Here is an 18,398-nt window from a genome sequence, read left to right on the forward strand (position 1 = left end):
AGTATTTGTAATGGTTAAATTAAGCGTTGTATGCTGCGTCGAAGAAGGGCATCTTTGCACCTACTATTGGATTTGTTTTCGGTAGGAATAAATTGTTTTTTATACAAATGCCACCCATATCGGGGAATGGCCGTTGTAGCAACTTCTCCTGTCATTTAACGTCCGTATAATAGTGTCTCATAAGCAAAGATCTAACAGAGGGGGTTTTTCAGCCTCTTTTTTATAATTCCCCTACACCCCGGCATCCCTCTGCGGATTAAATCATCTCACATCAAAAAAACATTGATAGTAATCAATAAACTAATAGGTTTAAAGCTATCTATTGTGATAATTTCGCATAGAGATAAGATGTCTCGTTGTTAGCTGATCTTTAAAGCAATGGATAATATCAGTAATTTCATAAAAGGCAGCTACTTTATTTACTTTAATATTTCAGGTTCATGTTTATTCTCCGGAGCACCTATCGGGTCCTGTTTTACTTTTTTATTATTAGCTTTTTTGCAAATGATTTGTGCGGGCAAAATGCTGTTGTAGCGCATTATAATTTCGGACATTCCGGTGAAGTTACCTATGCCAATGGACCAGATACGATTAAAGATCTGGCTCATCATTTTGATCTGAAGAAGACAGGTCAACCGGTGTTTTTTGCAGATGCGCCTGCAGACAGAAAGCTGATGGGAGAAGGTGCGCTGTTATTTAAGAATAACGCGGGCTATCACAGTCTGCAGACGATAGACGATGGAGGAGTGGGGTTTGTGATGGAAGTCTGGGCCCAGGCAAATTCCAGGCAGGATGCGCAGCAGGGCGGAAAAGATTTTAAGGTGCTCGCAGGTTATGGAAATGATTCATTGGGATACCTGATCGGACAGACGGGTAATAGTTGGTCTGTTTTAATAGATGGGCGTAATGCAGGAAAGAATATGGGGACAGTAGTCCCGGGTGAGTGGGTACACATGGCGTTGGTCGTAAAAGGGCGGAAGGCGACTGGTTATATCAATGGCGTGAAGACATTGGAAGCTGATGGCAGCGTATCGCGTGCTCCCGCTTTTTTTAATGCAGGTGCTGTGGGCCGGAAAAGTTCATTCGATGGCTTAATATATGAAATGCGCCTGAGTAAATTAACGGAAGGTAAGTTTGATCCACACCGCCACTTGCTCTATAATGGCGCACAAATAGTGCAGCAGCGGCAGTTATCGGTAACTCAGCAACGGGCAATGATTTCCGGTGTTTTAAATACACCCGGTGTAAAGCGTGTAACGGAATGGCCACTATCAGGTAACCCGGACTGGTTGGTAGAACGTATACATGTGCCGGCGCAGGTGTTGGTGCAATCCGGCACTGACGGGCTTTCCGCGAAATTGTTGCTTACTAACGGATTGCTTTCCCGCGAGTTTTATATCAGTGAAAATATTGCCTGTACAGCTTTCAGCAATTTGTCTGATAATGCAGAGTATATAAGAGCGGTAAAGCCAGAGGCGCGTGTAATGATTGATAGCACCTGGTTTAATATCGGAGGACTAAGTGGCCAGCCGGAAAAATCTTATCTGATGGACAGTTGGTTGAAGGACCTGGTAGCTGAACCATCCGCTTTCAGGTTCGATGGTATCGAGTTAAAGCAACCTGAAGTGCGCTATCCCTGGCAGCAAAAGTATAATGCAGTACACGCAGAGTGGCCTCCGAAAGGGGTGCATGTAATCATGCATTATAAGGCGCCGCTCTACAAGGAGAATTTTAAGAAAGAGGTAGAGGTATTGGTACATTATGAATTGTATGAAGGAATTCCGGTGATAGCCAAATGGATTACTGTTGAAAATAAGGGTGGTGCTGCTTTCACAGTGCAGGAATCTGAGTCAGAAGTATTGGCGGTTAACCAGGACCAGATTAAACGACTACACGTAGAAAGCGATTATTCTTTTGCACTGGTGAATGCAGATACGGAAGGAAGTGCATTGATGCATTATAAAGGGACGCCACCGGCCTACCAGGTAGGAAGATCTACCACAGATTGGCGGGTAGACAAAGAGTATAATACGTGGGCCTCACATAATCAGGCAGAGGATAGGTTTCTGGGTTTCCCTCATCATAACCTGATGGTGAGCCGGCCACCTATGGGACCCAATGAGACCGTGCTTCCCAAACAACAATTTACGTCGTTTGTAACATTCGAACTATTACATGACAGCGATGACCGGGAACGTCAGAGTCTTGCGCACAGGCGTTTTTACAGGACGCTTGCGCCTCAGGTAACGGAGTYACTCCTCACCGGAGGTATTACCTCTCATGACAGGGTGGAGTTGAAAAAGTTTATTGATCAGATGGGCGAGCTTGGATTTGAACATCTGGATATTATGGCATGGCCAGGCATATCGCATGATAACCTGGATTCGGCTTATGTGGGTCTTTGGAAAGAGATAGCAGATTATGCAGCAGCTAAAGGTATTATTACGGGCGGCTATGAATTGCAGGTGGCATCCAGAGGACGTGGAGCTGCGGTGGACTGTATTGATCCGCAAACAGGAAAACCAGGTAGCTTATTCGGACAGAGCGTTTGTGTGGCCAGTGAGTGGCAGGATACCTATTATCCTAAAATGTGGAAATTTTTCGATAAAACAGGGTTAATGTCTTACACCGTGGATGGTCCATATCATGGGGATGTATGTGCCTCTCTGGAGCATCCGCATCATCATAATTTATTTGACTCCCAATGGGAACAATGGAAACAACAGGTACGGGTTTTACACGAAACCCAGCGACGCAATATGTACGCCGCCATACCGGATTGGTATTTCCTGAATGGACAGAGTGCCACCGGCATGGGATACAGGGAGGCAAGTGCCAACCTTACTCCCCAGCAACAATTATTACTGGGGCGGCAATATATTTATGACGGCACCTGGCATAAAGCGCCAACCATGGGCTGGATGACGCTGCAACTGGTAGGCTTTTACACAGATGATCCGCGTGTTGGCCTGGAACCATTGTCGCAACACCTCGACCGGTATGAGGTCGGATTATTTCAGCATCTCGCCAGCGGCTGTCAGTTTACAGTGCGGGGTAAACGCTTATACGATACCCCGGAAACAAAAGCAATGGTAGCCAAATGGACAAATTGGTTTAAACAACACAGGGCTATTCTAACATCTGATATCATCCATATTGCCCGCCCTACGGGGCGGGACCTGGATGCCATGTTTCATGTGAATTCCGGTATCGAGGAAAAAGGGATGCTGGTCATATTTAATCCGACCGATAAGACGATCACCAGGCAAATGAAGGTGCCTGTATACTATACCGGGATTACCGGTAATGCAAAAGTAACCGACAAGGATGGCAATATTACCAGCTATGCAGTTGATGCCCATCATGAAATATCGCTGCCGGTATCTATTCCATCAGGAGGTTATGCCTGGTATGTAGTAAAGGAATAAGTCGCATTGAGTTTTAATCTCGGTTATAAATAAACGACGATAAAATAATAGGAATAACCTTATAGACTTTAATGCGACAAATAGTTATGACAACATTTTCCAGGATACTGAGTTTCATTTTCTTACTGACCATCTGCCAGGATATATCCGCACAGAAAAAGAATGCACTGACAGTGCTCACTTATAATATACATCATGCCAATCCTCCTTCCAAACCAGGTGTAATAGATGTGAAAGCTATAGCAGCGGTGGTTAAGAGAGAAGCACCCGATTTTGTTGCTTTGCAGGAAGTAGACGTTCATACAGGCAGATCAGGTAAAACGGTTGATGAAGCCAAAGATATTGCCAGTGATGCTGGTATGAATAGCTGTTTCGCAAAAGCAATTGACTATGATGGAGGCGGGTATGGCATCGCTATACTGTCAAAATATAAAATTGACTCTACTCATACTATTAAGTTGCCAACTGCCATCAGTGGAAGTGAAGACAGGGTATTGTTACTGGCATTTATTAATATGGGGGCCAGGGGACATCTGATATTTGCCTGTACACATATGGATGCCTCCCAGTCGGAAGCCAGCCGCTTGCTTCAGATAGAAGAGATTACCAGCTCCTTGCATTCCTGGAAGTATCCGGTGATTATTGCCGGTGATTTCAATGCAGAACCTGACAGCAAAGTGGTGGAGAAATTAGATGCCGGTTTTATTCGTTCCTGTAATAACGGTTGTGCGAATACTATTCCTTCAGATGCACCCACGAAAATAATTGATTACATCGCAGTGAGAAAAGGTGATCCGTTTTCAATTTTAACTCATCGTGTATTGTCTGACGTTTATCCTTCAGATCATTTGCCGGTAGCTGCCAGTGTGCAATGGAAAAAATAATGTGCTGAAGAAAAGATGATGGAGCTGGTGTTTTTTATTTCGTCTTATCACGCTTTGGTGGTATGTCTATCTAAACAACAACCTTTATTGCAAAATTTCACGAATAGCCGGAGCTAATTTTAGCTCCGGCTATTTTCTTCATTTAAGTTTTATTTGTTCTTTCCCCATACCTTATAGTGAAACTATACCTGAACCCTGCGGGGATGTATCAGAATCCGGGCATTCCGATCATTTTGTTCCCCTGGCATCACAATGACCTTTTCAGGTTTATGTATTCTACTTCAGTCCGCAGCCCCTTGTAAAGTAACGGTCATCACCTGACTATTTCTTTCATTTTCCACCATTTGTTTCGCCGGTTTGCATCCACAGCCTGGTATTTATGAACAGCCGGGTGTTTTGATTGAAATGAACACACAGTAATCTAGAAGATAACCCGGCGCTTTTCCAGGCGCAAGGTTTATTGTTTGTAAAGCCAGAAATAATTGCTTATTTAATCAAGCGGCAGAAATTTTTTTCCATTCACCCAACCTTTTGCTGTTGAGCCCCCGTTTACTTTATTAAATAAACTGAATAGTATGAAAAATATGCCACTCTATTTAATGGGCCTCGTCCTGTTGGCTTTTGTTGTTTTTGGCTGCCGCAAACAGATGCAGGTAAATCCTACCGATGATCCGCTGTCATCCAGTTTTGCCAAAAAGGATTCCAGCCATCCGGGCGATACGATCCCACACGATACCATACATCATCCCGGCGACACCATTCCTCATCACCCCGGCGATACCATTCCACATCACCCCGGCGATACCATTCCACATTATCCTGGCGATACCATTCCACATCACCCCGGCGACACAATCCCACATTATCCCGGCGATACTATTCCGCATCATCCTGATTCCACCCGGCATCGGCGGTAACTGTCCGTGATTGTTGTTCAAAGCGCCGGATCATGGCGCATGCCATAAAATTATTATACTCACAATATTTATTCAAACAAACGTTGCCTTCACCTAAGTGTGATGGCAACGTTCCTATTTCTTACTGTCTAGGAAAACACCCATTGGAAGATATTTTACAACTGATAACGGAATGTGCTGACAATAACCGTCTAAGCCAGGAAAAGCTTTACTACAAGCTTTATCCGGCATTTTTTTTACTATGTCGTAAATTTTTCAGTGACAACAATGACGCGTTGGAAGCATTGAATGATGGAATGATTTTAGTTTTCCGGCACATAAAAAAATACGATGCTACCAAAGGAGCGTTCTTTAATTGGGCTTATACGGTTGTCAGAAATGCGGCACTAGATAAGCTAAAACAGCATAAATGGCCGGAACACCAGGAACTGGATATTTTTTTGCCGGAGAAAAAAGAGAACCTGTTGGGCAAGCTGGAATGGAGGGATATTTATAAACTACTGGATTACCTTCCTCCTGCTACCAGGACCATTTGTTCTTTATATTATCTGGAAGATTTATCCATAAAGGAAATCAGTGAACGGCTGAAACTTAGTGCAGGTACTATAAAATGGCATCTGAGCGAAACAAGAACCCGGTTAAAGCCCGTATTTACAGCATACTATCTGAATAAATAATTACATCTGTGAGCGCATCTAACTTAGGCAACGATTATATAAACGAGGAAAATTCACCTATTCCTATTCCTTCTGCAAAGGACGGATGGGCAGATATGGAGCGCAGGCTAAATGCCACTCCACCGGAGGTGCACCTGAATAAAAGACTACCATTTTTACACAAAGCAGCTCTGATGGCCGGAATTGTGGTCGTTTCCGGTATTGCATTTGCCATCGCTTACCATGCCATTATCCGACCAAACACCAACCATTCACTCCAACTGCATCCTACCTTAACAGATACCTCATCAGCAAGAATGCCTGCTGATGAAAATAGGGATACCTTACCACACAACTATTTCTCTCTGGAAAAATATTTACCGTCAACATCGGACATAGTTGGTGCAGAAGGACTACACGGCATACCTCCCGTTATTCTCATATCAGACATCAACAGTACGGGAGTGAATACTAAACCTCCTGCAGACGAGGCCAGTGCCGGCATTGAGATGAATGCTACCCGTGCTGAACGTCAAACGGCCACAGGAAATAATCTTAACACGGACATTCGTAATACTGGTGTTAACGCTAGAACTGTTGCACGCAGAGAAACAAAAGGTACTACCGTTCATCCAGTGACACCTGGTCCCGGTAGCCAGGCAGGGGGGAGTGCTGCTACTCATCATGCAGGTACAGGAAGAGATATCAGTATCAATAAGAAAAAGAACGTTGCTACTAAGCTGGATACCAACAACGCCAGCCCGAAACCATCCGCTAACAATACTTCCGGGGATCTTAACATTTCCGGTGCTTCCGCCATTCTATTTCCTGAAGTTAATATCAATACTTCCTCCAGAGCATCGGAAACTTCCCGGCTGTTACTGCAATCGCTGCCTCTATATGCTGGAAACGGGAGCGCATTGCACCATCAGCTACCCAACAACATTGCCTCACATCTTAATATAATCAGGAAACATGAATTACCGGAATGGCAACTGTTTCTACAATGGCAGCCGCCTATTCCGCTTTCCGGCAGCACTCATTATTTAAGCGGTCCCAATGGAAACAACCAGGTGTATCGTCTGCTGATACCGGGTATCCGCGCTGTCAGAAAATGGAATGCTAACTCCATTTCACTGGATCTGACACCTTTTACGGCACAGATGTATAATGATCCGCTGATCCGGGAAAATAAAAGCACGAACGCCGACAGCTCTATCAACAAAATCAAAACAACGCTGCGCAAAGAATTCGGAGCCAGCATTGCACTACTTTACCACCGCCGTATTTTTGAACAGTGGCAGGTGGCCACAGGCATTCAATTTAATTACTGGATGAACCGGTCAACTGATGTGCAAACTACTCGCTATCCACTCTGGAGCAGCAATGGTACAGATTCAAGCAACAGGTTGGTAAAAGAAAGTATTCAATGGCAACAGTGGAAGATACCGCTGGAGGTGTATTACAATGCCCCGCGCTGGCAGGCAGGCGTACGGGTGGAGATACCACTTAATATCAACCGTAGCGACAGTATCATCGCCAGCATAAAAGCACCTGTTCAGTTACAGCTGATGCTCCGATACAAACTGCTGACGCGGCGTAAATAATCAGGAAATGTTGATAAGCCCTCTATCCATATAAAGGATGGCAACGTAAGGCCGCAATTCGGGAACCTGGCAATAGCCCTATCACAGTACGACAGGGAAAGGACTACCTTTTTTTAATTGTATCAAAAAATAATTTGATTTTTAAAAAATATAATATTTATATTTGAGTGTGTACTGAGAATTGTTATGAGAATTATTTCAGTTAGTTATCCGACCCAACAAACAAACCAAATCTAATCAGTTTTCCAGAGTAGCATATTAATCAATAGAGCAGAGCCCTTTATCGTATTTAGTTTATGTCACAACTATAACCCGTTCCCGTGAAATCTTCATTTTTCATGATTGGATGCTGCATGTTTATATGTGTCCAGGCATTCGCTCAATCTGACAGTTTAGCCTATAAAGAGAAAAAGCCCTTGTCTGCCGATGAATGGCTGGTGAAATTAGACGGTACCACCGCGCAAACGCAGGAGAAATTACTGATGGCCACGAAAAGGAGTCTGCAAAAGCTCCGGATGCGGGAGGATAAATTATTGAGTAAAGTAAAGAAGAAGGATACTTTATTAAATAATGGATCACTTCTATCAACAGCCGCCTTTTATGAAGGATTACAGAAAAGGATAAATTCCGCGAAACAATTACCTGCACAGGCTTTCTCTGATGTATACAGCAGCAAACTGGATTCCCTGAAAACAGCCATGAAATTTCTTTCCCAACGCAACCTGATGCAATCTGTTCAGGCGCAGAAACAGTACCAGCAGTTGCTTTCCCAATATAGTAACCTGCAGCAAAAATTTAATGAAACAGGTAATATCAGCCAGTTATTGATGGAACGGCAACAACAGTTATTGGATAAGATACCACAGTTGGGACGCTATAAGGGATTCCGGAAAATGCAGGAACAGGTGGCTGGTTACCGTTCAAAAATAGATGCGTGCAAAGAGATATGGGAGAATCCTTCCAAGCTGGAAAGTAAGCTCACCGGCCTGTTAGCAGGTAATCCCGATTTCCGTAATTTCTTTAAAAATAATTCTGACCTGGGCAGCATCTTTCAACTGGGCAGCAGCCAGGGTAGTGCTGCAAATGCTGCCAATCTGCAGACCAGGGAGGCCGTCAACCAGGTGATAACGCAAAGTACCGGTTTGGCCGGCAATATACAATCAAGGATACAGGAAAGCCTTCCATCCGGCGCCGGCCAGGTGGACGGTATGTTGTCAGATCTGCAGGGACTGACAGATCTGAAAAAAGAGAATCTTGGTCTAACAGGTGCCCATCCTGGCTTTAAGCGCAGGAAATCTTTTCGTGAAAGATTGGAATACTCCACCAATATACAAACGGTGCGTGCTGATAACTTCTTTCCGGCAACAACAGACCTTGGCCTTGCTGTAGGCTACCGGTTTAATGAACGTAGCACGGCCGGTTTGGGATCGAGCGGAAAGATAGGCTGGGGGAAGGGATTTCAGGATATTAATATCACAGGGCAGGGCTTATCCCTGCGTTCATTCGTAGACATAAAACTTAAAGGAAGCATCTGGATCTCCGGAGGTTGGGAATTTAATTACCAACAACCATTTCATACACTGCGAACATTGCAACAGGTATCTGACTGGAAACAGAGCGCCCTGCTTGGAGTAACAAAAAAACTAAATATTGGATCGGGATTATTTAAGAGCTATGAAATAAAGCTCCTTTACGATTTTCTATACAGATACCAGATTCCTGTCACCACGCCATTTAAATTCAGAATAGGTTACAGTTTATAAAACCCATTATTCTTATGCTATGAAATTACTATTAAGAAGCCTTTGCCAGGCCCTTTTCCTTTGCGCCTTTTTTCATACGACGCTGATAGCCCAATCATTAAAATCTTATGTTCCTCCGGGCCCCAATGCTGCCAGCCTTGGGGTTTATGGACAAGTACCTGTGAGCGAGTATAGCGGTGTACCGGAAATCAGTATTCCGCTTCACACCATCAGTACCGGGGACTTTAACATGCCGGTATCTATATCTTACCACGGGAGGGGATTCAGGACTTCTGATGAGGCTTCCTGGGTAGGCCTGGGATGGGCATTGAATATAGGTGGGGTGATCACCCGGTCCAAACGTCAGCTCGATGATTTTGCCCAATGGGGGTATTTCAGAAAGAATACTTTTCCTCCGGGATTTCCTAATTTATGTCACGAGGATATAGATCAGGAGCCGGATATGTTCTATTATAACTTCAATGGATATACGGGGAAGTTTGTATTGGACGTAGGAACAGGCGGACAACCATTTACGCTCCGTTCCTTTACCCAGGAGAATATACGTTTTGAATATGACATGATCAATTCTGCCTGGATGCTTACTACCGATGACGGTGTAAAATATGTATTTGCTAAAACTGAAATGACTACGGAACGCACGATTAGCCCGGCAGCAGAAGGCCCCAATAAGGATAAATCAGAAACATACATTTCCAGTTGGTTTATTTCTGCTGTTATTTTACCGGATAATTCCCGGATCACCTACACTTATCAGACACCGCTGAATACTAAAATATCCAGATCTACTTCTTCATCGGTTACCTCTTCGCTGGTATCTATATATCCCCCCGAGCTGGGCAGCGGATGCTGCGCAGCTGGATCCGTTGAGCCGGGAACGTTCTACAGCTATTCCAACACCACTATTTTGTCTGATGATGTGGTATTGACCCAGGTGGATTATCCGACAGGAAAGATAGTGCTGAACACCAGTAACAGAACGGATCTGCAGGTAGGACCCGGGTTGCCTCCCAGTAAAAAGCTGGACAAAATCGATATTTACATGAAGGTTTCAGGGGCAGACGTTTATCTGAAGTCCTTTCAGATGGGCTATGATTACTTCAGCTCCGGCAGTACTGCTCCTCCCGCTATTTCTACCCGTTTGCGGCTACGGAGTATTAATGAAAAAACCCAGACAGCTGCTTTTAAACCGTACTCGTTTTATTATATCAGTGACTATGTGTACGATAAATCTTCCTATGGAGGATTTATGGGAAGCAACGGTATTATACAATCTATCGTTTATCCTACCGGTGGTAGTACCCGTTTCCAGTTCGAACCTAATGAAGCCGCTAGTCTCATCCCAGGTCCGAAAGGATTACGCATCAGGCAAATCTATGCCCTGGATCCGGCCAATAAACTCGATGTCCGCAATTTTGAATATACCGGTGGAAAGCTCATGGGAGACGAATACGAATTTTTCTCCGCAGACGTGAATACCCCTATTACATTACAGCCCGGCTCCTGTTGTTCCTACCAGACTACTATCTATGGATCAATGCGCCGCAAAATCGTTGCTTCGGCTAACTATTCCACCATGAGCGAAACGGTAAACGGTACCACGCTCGGATATGATAAGGTGGTTACTTATTTTGGTGATAATGGGGAGAATGGCAAAAGAGAGGCTTACTTTGAAAACGTTGTGCCTCCGGCCACCAATTATCATTCAGGTGTTTTTCCTGTTCCGGTGCCATTGGACATATCTGCCAGAAATGGAAATCTGAATGAGGAATATACTTATAGTAAAGTAAATGGTGCTTATGTGCTGGTAAACCGGGTCCATAATGAATATTCCTCCGCTAACGCCACTGTGATGCATGTAAGGCGCTTTGCTTATGACAAGTGTGAGGATTTTCCTTATAATATTACCACCGAATGGATCCGGCCAAGTCTTCAAACAGTATACAATTATGATCAGAATGGTGCCAATCCGGTGATCAATACCACCCAGTATTATTATGATCAAACCGGCAACAGTCACCCTACACGGATCGTGAGTACCGATAGCAAGAACAATACGATTCAAACAACAAATCACTATGTGCAGGAAAAAGCGTCCCTGCTGGGTGGTGTTTATGCAACTATGCTGAGTAAGAACATGATAGGGGCAGTGATAGATGAAGATTATCTCAGGGAAAATGTTTTGCTGACAAAGAAAAGCAGGACCTATAAAGACTGGTTCAATAATGGAAAAGTAATCAGGCTAAATGAAGAATATATTCAGAAGGGACCTACCGGAAGTCAGCAACTCGAAATGAAGTATAATGATTACCTGGAGAATGGGAAAGTAGCATCCTTCTCCAAGAGTGGGGGTAAGCCTGTTTCCTACATCTGGGGATATGACGATACTTACCCCATTGCAGAAGTTAATAATGCGTCATTGCAGCCTGTCAATGAAATTATACCCAGAAGCCACGTGGCAGGTCAGTTTCTGGATTTGAGTGCATCCCCACCATCGTTTAACTCTGCGCCCTTTAGAACCAATCTTGGTCAATCCGTCACTTATACCATCAAAGTGATCATGGAAGGTACCAATCCGAGCGGGATGATTACGGTAAACCTGCGAAGCAGCAACGGAATTATACATAGCTCCACTCATTATAGCGCCAATACTTATACCGAAACTGCACAGTTGCCAGATGGAACTGATTCCTATTATTTTTCGGTGAACTGGACCGGGGTGCAGGCGACTTTGGCCAGGGTAGACATCAAAATTAATTATAACGAAGCCCGTGTACATAAAAGCATCTTCCACACCAGCTTTGAAGACCTGACCACTGGTTTTCAGAACGAAAGTAAAACAGGTAGCAAAAGCATTACCGGCCCCTTTAATGTGCCGATGCCCTGGACGGTAGGAAAATATATATTGTCGTGGTGGGAAAAAACGGCCGGCAGTAGCGGTGCATGGGTATACAAGGAACAACCTGTTACGATCACTACCACCAATGCTGCCGACTATACGATCGGGAGTAGTACGGTTTTACTTGATGAGGTACGTCTGTATCCCGCTGATGCATTGATGCGCACTTACACTTATAAGCCGGGCATTGGTATGTTGACCAAGTGTGATGAAAGAAATGTTGTTACCTATTATGAGTATGATGATCTGCTGAGATTGAAAATAATCAGGGACGAAGACCGGAATATCCAGAAGACAGTCGACTACAACTATAAAAACTATTAACCCATTTAACGACACCCGTATGAAACGATTTTTCCATCACAGGTTCGTAGTCAGGTTGCTGCTAATAATCTGTTGCTCCCTTTTTTCTTTAAAAGGCTTTTCCCAATTTACTATATCCGGTGCCACCTGTGTAGTATCTGGTACCTCCAACTATTATGCTATTGGGGGTGACTGGTCGATTAATACACAGATGATGTGGTGTACAGATAACGGGATCATTACAAATAGTACTGGTACCTGCAGGTCCGGCACACCATTGCCTTCCATTCAGATTACCTGGGGCAATCCGGGAACAGCCACGGTGACTTGCCAGTTAAGCGGCAGAAATGCCAGTCTTACAGTAACTGTTGTAGCCCCATTTACGCCTGGCAATATCACCTCATCTACCACTCAGCAGATTGCTTATAATAACGTGCCGGCTACTATCAGTTGCGCACCGGGAACAGGGGGCACCTGTAATCCCTCGTTTGTTTATCAATGGCAATCCTCCACAGATAATACTAACTGGACGGACATTGGCGGTGCTACCGGGGTTAATTTGTCATTCTCCACCGGGCTTACCAATACTACTTCTTACAGAAGAAGAACCGTTTCCGGAAGTACGGAAGGATACTCTAATGTGGCYACTGTTTATGTAACGGCGCCATTGGTAGTTGGTAGTATCGGACCGGTTTCACAAAATATTGTGTACTACCAGGCCCCCGCCAACATTACGGGACCTGCGGCATCAGGAGGAGACTGCAGCGGCAACTATATTTACCAGTGGCAGTCCGGTACAGACGGAACTAATTTCACTGATATCAGCGGCGCCAATGGCGTATCCTTAATATTTCAGCGGACCACGGATCTTACTGTCAATACCTATTTCAGAAGAAGGGTGATCTGTGGTAACGCGGTAGGGTATACCAATAATGCTTTGGTAAAAGTATTTCCGTATTTATCTGCCGGTTCTCTCCAGGCAACAAATACACAGGTCATCTACAATACCAGTCCCGGTATCATACAGGGAACACCTTCCACCGGAGGAAGCTGTGATGGCGCGTATGTTTATAAGTGGATCAGAAGTCCGGACGGTAACCAATTTGAAGTGATCAATGGCGCCACCGGCGTAAGCTACACACCTGGCCCCCTGACGGCCACCACCTTTTTTTATCGCCAAACTATCTGTGGTACGGATGTAGTGAGTGCGAATACAGTGCAGATAACCGTGGCGCCTGCATTGCAGGGTGGCAGCATTTCTGCACCGGTATTAAATATACCCAGCGGTACACCATCCGGTAATATTTCCGGCACTGCTGCTGCCGGTGGAAATTGTAATGGTGCTTATAGTTACCAGTGGCAGTCTTCTCCCAACGCGGTCACGTTTACCGATATTCCGGGAGCTACTACTATAAATTTTGATCCCGGAGTACTCACTGCCACTATTTCTTACAGGCGCGTGGTAAGTTGTGCAACAGAAACATCTTTCAGCAACATAGTCACTGTTGTAGTGCAGCAGGCTCCCGCCGATGCGCTTAATATGAACTATATCCGTACCCGTAGCTTCCTCAAACCCCTTATCGTGGATAAGGCGGTGGCAGATGCCCAGGCCAATCCAGACGAGGTACGGCAGGTAACGGAATACTTCGATGGCCTTGGCAGATTGATCCAGAAAGTGTCTAAACAGCAAAGCGGAAGCGGAACTCCTGCTGACCTGGTGCAACCGCTGGAATACGATGTATACGGAAGGGAGAGCAATAAGTATATGCCGTATGTATCGGCCGGTGCTGATGGCAATTACAAGATCAACCCACTGACGGAACAACAGAGTTTTAATGCGGCCCAGTTTCCCGGTGAATCCTCTTTTGTGGAGAAAGTGAGTTATGAAGCATCTCCACTTAACAGGGTTATTAAAACCAATGCTCCGGGCGCCAGTTGGTCCGGCAGTAACAGGGGGGTAGGTGTACAATTCCTCACCAATACTACCGCAGATGAGGTAAGGATCTGGAATATAAATACAGATGGTACTTATACTTCTCCTTCTGCCTATCTCGCCGGTACACTTTTCAAATCCATTACCACCAATGAGAACGGCAAGCAGGTGGTGGAATATATTGATAAAAACAATAACCTGGTACTGAAAAAAGTCCAGCTGGCGGATGCTCCCGGTGTTAATCACACAGGATGGTTATGTACTTATTATGTTTATGATGATTACAAAAACCTGGTGATGGTGATACAGCCTGCCGGGGTAGAATTACTGATTAAGAATGCCACCTGGAATCCGGCCGCCGTAGCAAATCTGATTACACAGTATTGTTTTGAGTATGCTTACGATGTACAGGGAAGAACGATATCCAAAAGAATACCCGGAGCCACTCCAATATACACCGTGTATGACCAGTGGGGGCGGGTAGTATTAACGCAGAGCGGAGAATTACGGAAGACCAACAAATGGATCTTTACCAAGTACGATGGTCTGGACAGGGTGGTGATGACAGGCTTTTATTCAGATGGTAGTCATATTGGTTTGGCGCAGATGAAAAGCTATGTGGACGCCAGCACCGCTACACTTGCCCGTGCAGAAAAAAGAGATATTGGCACTGCCCATGGTTATACCACCAGTCTCAGTTTTCCGTCGGTGTTGAATCCGCCTTTTCTTACAGTGAGTTATTATGATGATTACGACTGGTGCAGCACACAGGGTATCAGTGCGGTCAAAAATAACAGCTACGACAGCAAGCTGCCGGCTGCTTCCAATACGGTTTATCCCTACCCGCAGTCCGTTGCACAGGGTACACAAATAAGGGGTTTGACTACTGGTGTGAAGAACCTGATACTGGACGATGGGAATACCGCTACGGTGAGCGTGAATTTCTATAATGTCAGGCAGCAACTGGTGCAGTCGCAGACCAAACAGCAAACGGGAGGGATAGACATTATCACTACCCAATATGACTTTGCAGGAAGGATAAATGCAAGTTATCTCAAGCAGGAGAAAGCGGGCGCTAATGCACAGGTACATGAAGTACTCACCCGCAATACCTACAATCACGTGGGACTGCTGAGCGTGCGTAAGAAAATATCTTCCTCACTGGCTGCCGACAAACCGGAACAGTCCATCGTTACCTACGAATACAATAAACTGGGTGAACCGCTGCGCAAGAAGCTGGGCGCTAACGACGGCGGCCTGGAATCAGTTGATTATAGCTACAACGTAAGAGGATGGGTGAACGGCATCAACAGCGATTACGTAAAAGGTAATGGCACCCACTATTTCGGGATGGTGATCGGATACGATAAAACCGATGCCGGTATCCCGGGAACGGCTTACCAGGCCGCCAGGTTCAATGGCAGCATCGGTGGAGTAGTATGGAAAAGCAAGGGAGACGGGATACTCCGCAAGTATGACTACAGCTATGATAACCTGGACCGGCTGAATAAGGCTGATTTTACCCAAAACCAGGACAACAATGGTTGGTCTGCCACCAGTGTTGATTTTAGTGTATACGGGGCTCCTGAACATGGCAATAAGATCGGGTACGATGCAAACGGTAACCTGCTGAGTCTTTTCCAGAACGGCCTGAAAATAGGGGCTTCCGCACCGCTGGATAAGATGCGCTATACCTATGCTGCCGGCGGAAGCAGTAACCAGCTACTGGCCGTAACAGAAGATGCATCCATCGGGCTTACCAATAATAAGCTGGGTGATTTTACGGATATCAACCGGAGTAACGATGATTATTCTTATGACGCCAATGGCAACATGCTAACGGATAAGAATAAACGAATCAGCAATATTGTTTATAATCACCTGAACCTTCCCCGGACCATCACGCTGCTGAAGAGTGATGGAACATCCAAGGGTACCATAGAGTATATCTATGATGCCTCAGGAAACAAGCTGACAAAAAAGATAAATGAAACGGGCAAGCCGGTAAAAATTTTCCAGTATCTCGACAATGCCGTATATGAAGATGACAATCTGAAATATTTCCAGCATGAAGAAGGCCGCATCCGCTTTACGAAAGGCATAGGTGGCAGCCTGGGCAGATATGATTTTGACTACCTGTTAAAAGACTACCTGGGCAATGTCCGGATGGTATTGACGGAGGAAGTACAGACAGACGCTTATCCTGCATTATCCTTTGAAGGTGCATCCGGTAGTCCCGAGGTGGTAACACAGGATAATAATTATGAGAATCGTGCTGGTAACAGCATTGCTGTTGCCAGCAGCCGGACCGCCTGGCCTTCTGCTTATAAAGCCAATAACCCGGTAGCACCCGGTACGGTGAATGATTACGGTATGCTTGTGAAAAAGAGCGCTGGCGCCATTGGTGGAGCTAAGCTGCTGAAAGTCATGAGTGGCGACAGGTTGCATGTAAAGGTAGACTACTGGTATGATGTACCCAATGCAAATAATACCGGGGCTAATGGAGCGCAAAGCATTGTCGCCAGCCTGTTGAATGTACTTACCGCAAGTGCAGTGCCTTCTGAACTCATCAAGGGTAATGTATCAGCCATTACAAGTGGGCTCTCCGGCAATGCTGACCTGGCAAATCTGCTGAATACCAGCCCCGCCACCAGCGGTACTAACCAGGCCCCCAAGGCATATCTGAACATTATATTCTTTAATGAACAACTGCAGTTTGACAAAGTAAACAGTAAAGTTTTCCCTATAGGTTATATCAGTAATAAGGTAAAACAGACGATTGATAAATCGTTGTCTAATGCCATTAATGTCAATAAGAACGGATATGCCTATATCTATTACAGTAATGAAACAGAGGAAGCGGTATACTTCGACAATTTCCAGGTAACGCAGCAACGTAGTGCGATTCTTGAGGAAACGCATTATTATCCTTTTGGAGGAAGACTCGAAGGTATTTGCAGTAAGGCATTCGGCAAGCAGGCCAACGATTTTCAGTTTGGTGGTAAGGAGTTGCAAAGCCGTGAATTCAGTGACGGGGAAGGGCTGCAATGGCTGGATTTTGAGGCACGCATGTATGATCCGCAGATTGGCAGATGGTTTACCCCGGATCCGCGGGCAGATGAAATGAGGAGGTGGTCGCCTTATAATTATGCTTTTGATAATCCTATCAGGTTCGTTGATCCGGATGGAATGTCGCCTGTTGATGGTCCGGGTCCCCGTAACAGGATGGACCAAATGATGGCCAATTATATAGCGAGAGGATTGAGGGTTCCGGGGCGGTCAAATGGTGATCATGGCGTGGATCCAAAACTGCAGGCTTACTTTAACTTCATGATGGATAAAGCCATCCCTGCAAGTAAGCCTTTTGTAAAAGCAATGGATTTTGCGCAGGAAGTTGTAGAAGGATTTGTACCTTTCGTAGACGCTGCTAAAGAGTTTAAAAAAGGGAATTACATTACCGGCGTATTATACGCTGCCGTTGACGTGGCGGGAGAGTCGTTACTAAAAGGGGCCGCAAAGGGTCTCGCCAAGGTGACGATGAAGGTCGCCGAGAAAGTCCTGGTAAAGGAAATATCGGAGCAGGCGGTGAAGATGGCCGAAAGAGCCACAGTGAGGGTGGTGGTAAACGGTAATGAACATTTAATTCCGAAGGGACTGACCAATACAGAACTGATACAGTTTGGCGCCAATGAGGCAGAAAGGATAGTAGGTGGTACGGGGAGATATGCGGGGACGCAGAAACACACTTATGTCAATGCACTACTGGATCGGTTTGAGCGTATTGACGGAACGAGGGGTTTCCAGTACGATGTGTATTTTGGACCTGAAAACGGTAACGGGCGCGGGTTCCTGGATTTATGGGATCCGCAGAATAATATGATATATGATTTTAAATTTGGGTATCCGGACAAAACACCTGCTATGTTGAACAATTCTCCCCAAATGGTCAGGTATCGTAATGAGTTTACAGGTTCATCATCAACAATTATCAAACCAACTAACTAAGTA

At 45.2% G+C, this 18,398-nt stretch carries 8 protein-coding genes; all 8 read left to right on the forward strand.

What is annotated here, in order from left to right:
- Positions 1-440 precede the first annotated feature (440 nt).
- The 8 genes from AC1DP6_RS14005 (at position 441) to AC1DP6_RS14040 (ending at position 18,395) form a co-directional block, all read left to right on the forward strand.
- A complete protein-coding gene (locus tag AC1DP6_RS14005; protein WP_477055388.1) occupies positions 441-3,428 on the forward strand; it encodes a LamG-like jellyroll fold domain-containing protein in 2,988 nt (995 codons plus the stop codon).
- An 86-nt stretch (positions 3,429-3,514) separates the two neighbouring features.
- Positions 3,515-4,312 carry an endonuclease/exonuclease/phosphatase family protein gene (locus AC1DP6_RS14010; RefSeq protein ID WP_477055389.1) on the forward strand — a complete coding sequence of 266 codons (798 nt, stop codon included), beginning with the start codon at positions 3,515-3,517 and terminating at the stop codon, positions 4,310-4,312.
- Positions 4,313-4,887: 575 nt separating this feature from the next.
- On the forward strand, positions 4,888-5,229 hold the full coding sequence (locus AC1DP6_RS14015; protein WP_441575834.1) for a hypothetical protein: 342 nt from the start codon (positions 4,888-4,890) through the stop codon (positions 5,227-5,229).
- A 32-nt stretch (positions 5,230-5,261) separates the two neighbouring features.
- Positions 5,262-5,906: an RNA polymerase sigma factor gene (locus AC1DP6_RS14020; RefSeq protein ID WP_477055390.1), complete on the forward strand. Its 645-nt coding sequence runs from the start codon at positions 5,262-5,264 to the stop codon at positions 5,904-5,906.
- An 8-nt stretch (positions 5,907-5,914) separates the two neighbouring features.
- Positions 5,915-7,492, forward strand: a complete 1,578-nt coding sequence (locus AC1DP6_RS14025; protein WP_477055391.1) for a hypothetical protein — start codon at positions 5,915-5,917, stop codon at positions 7,490-7,492.
- Positions 7,493-7,845: 353 nt separating this feature from the next.
- The gene (locus tag AC1DP6_RS14030) at positions 7,846-9,255 is read left to right on the forward strand and encodes a hypothetical protein (protein WP_477055392.1); all 1,410 of its coding nucleotides are present in this window, start codon (positions 7,846-7,848) and stop codon (positions 9,253-9,255) included.
- Positions 9,256-9,274: 19 nt separating this feature from the next.
- Entirely contained in the window at positions 9,275-12,478 is a 3,204-nt protein-coding gene (locus AC1DP6_RS14035) for a hypothetical protein (RefSeq protein ID WP_477055393.1), read from the forward strand.
- Between the two features lie 19 nt (positions 12,479-12,497).
- On the forward strand, positions 12,498-18,395 hold the full coding sequence (locus tag AC1DP6_RS14040) for a DUF6443 domain-containing protein (RefSeq protein ID WP_477055394.1): 5,898 nt from the start codon (positions 12,498-12,500) through the stop codon (positions 18,393-18,395).
- The last annotated feature ends 3 nt before the right edge of the window (positions 18,396-18,398 follow it).

The organism is Chitinophaga sp. 01L420 (assembly GCF_056399985.1).

Excerpts from the sequence above, each read along its gene's own strand:
- AC1DP6_RS14020 (WP_477055390.1), top strand. The coding sequence starts at position 5,262 with ATGGCGCATGCCATAAAATTATTATACTCACAATATTTATTCAAACAA.
- AC1DP6_RS14035 (WP_477055393.1), top strand. The coding sequence starts at position 9,275 with ATGAAATTACTATTAAGAAGCCTTTGCCAGGCCCTTTTCCTTTGCGCC.
- AC1DP6_RS14015 (WP_441575834.1), top strand. The coding sequence starts at position 4,888 with ATGAAAAATATGCCACTCTATTTAATGGGCCTCGTCCTGTTGGCTTTT.
- AC1DP6_RS14030 (WP_477055392.1), top strand. The coding sequence starts at position 7,846 with ATGTTTATATGTGTCCAGGCATTCGCTCAATCTGACAGTTTAGCCTAT.
- AC1DP6_RS14010 (WP_477055389.1), top strand. The coding sequence starts at position 3,515 with ATGACAACATTTTCCAGGATACTGAGTTTCATTTTCTTACTGACCATC.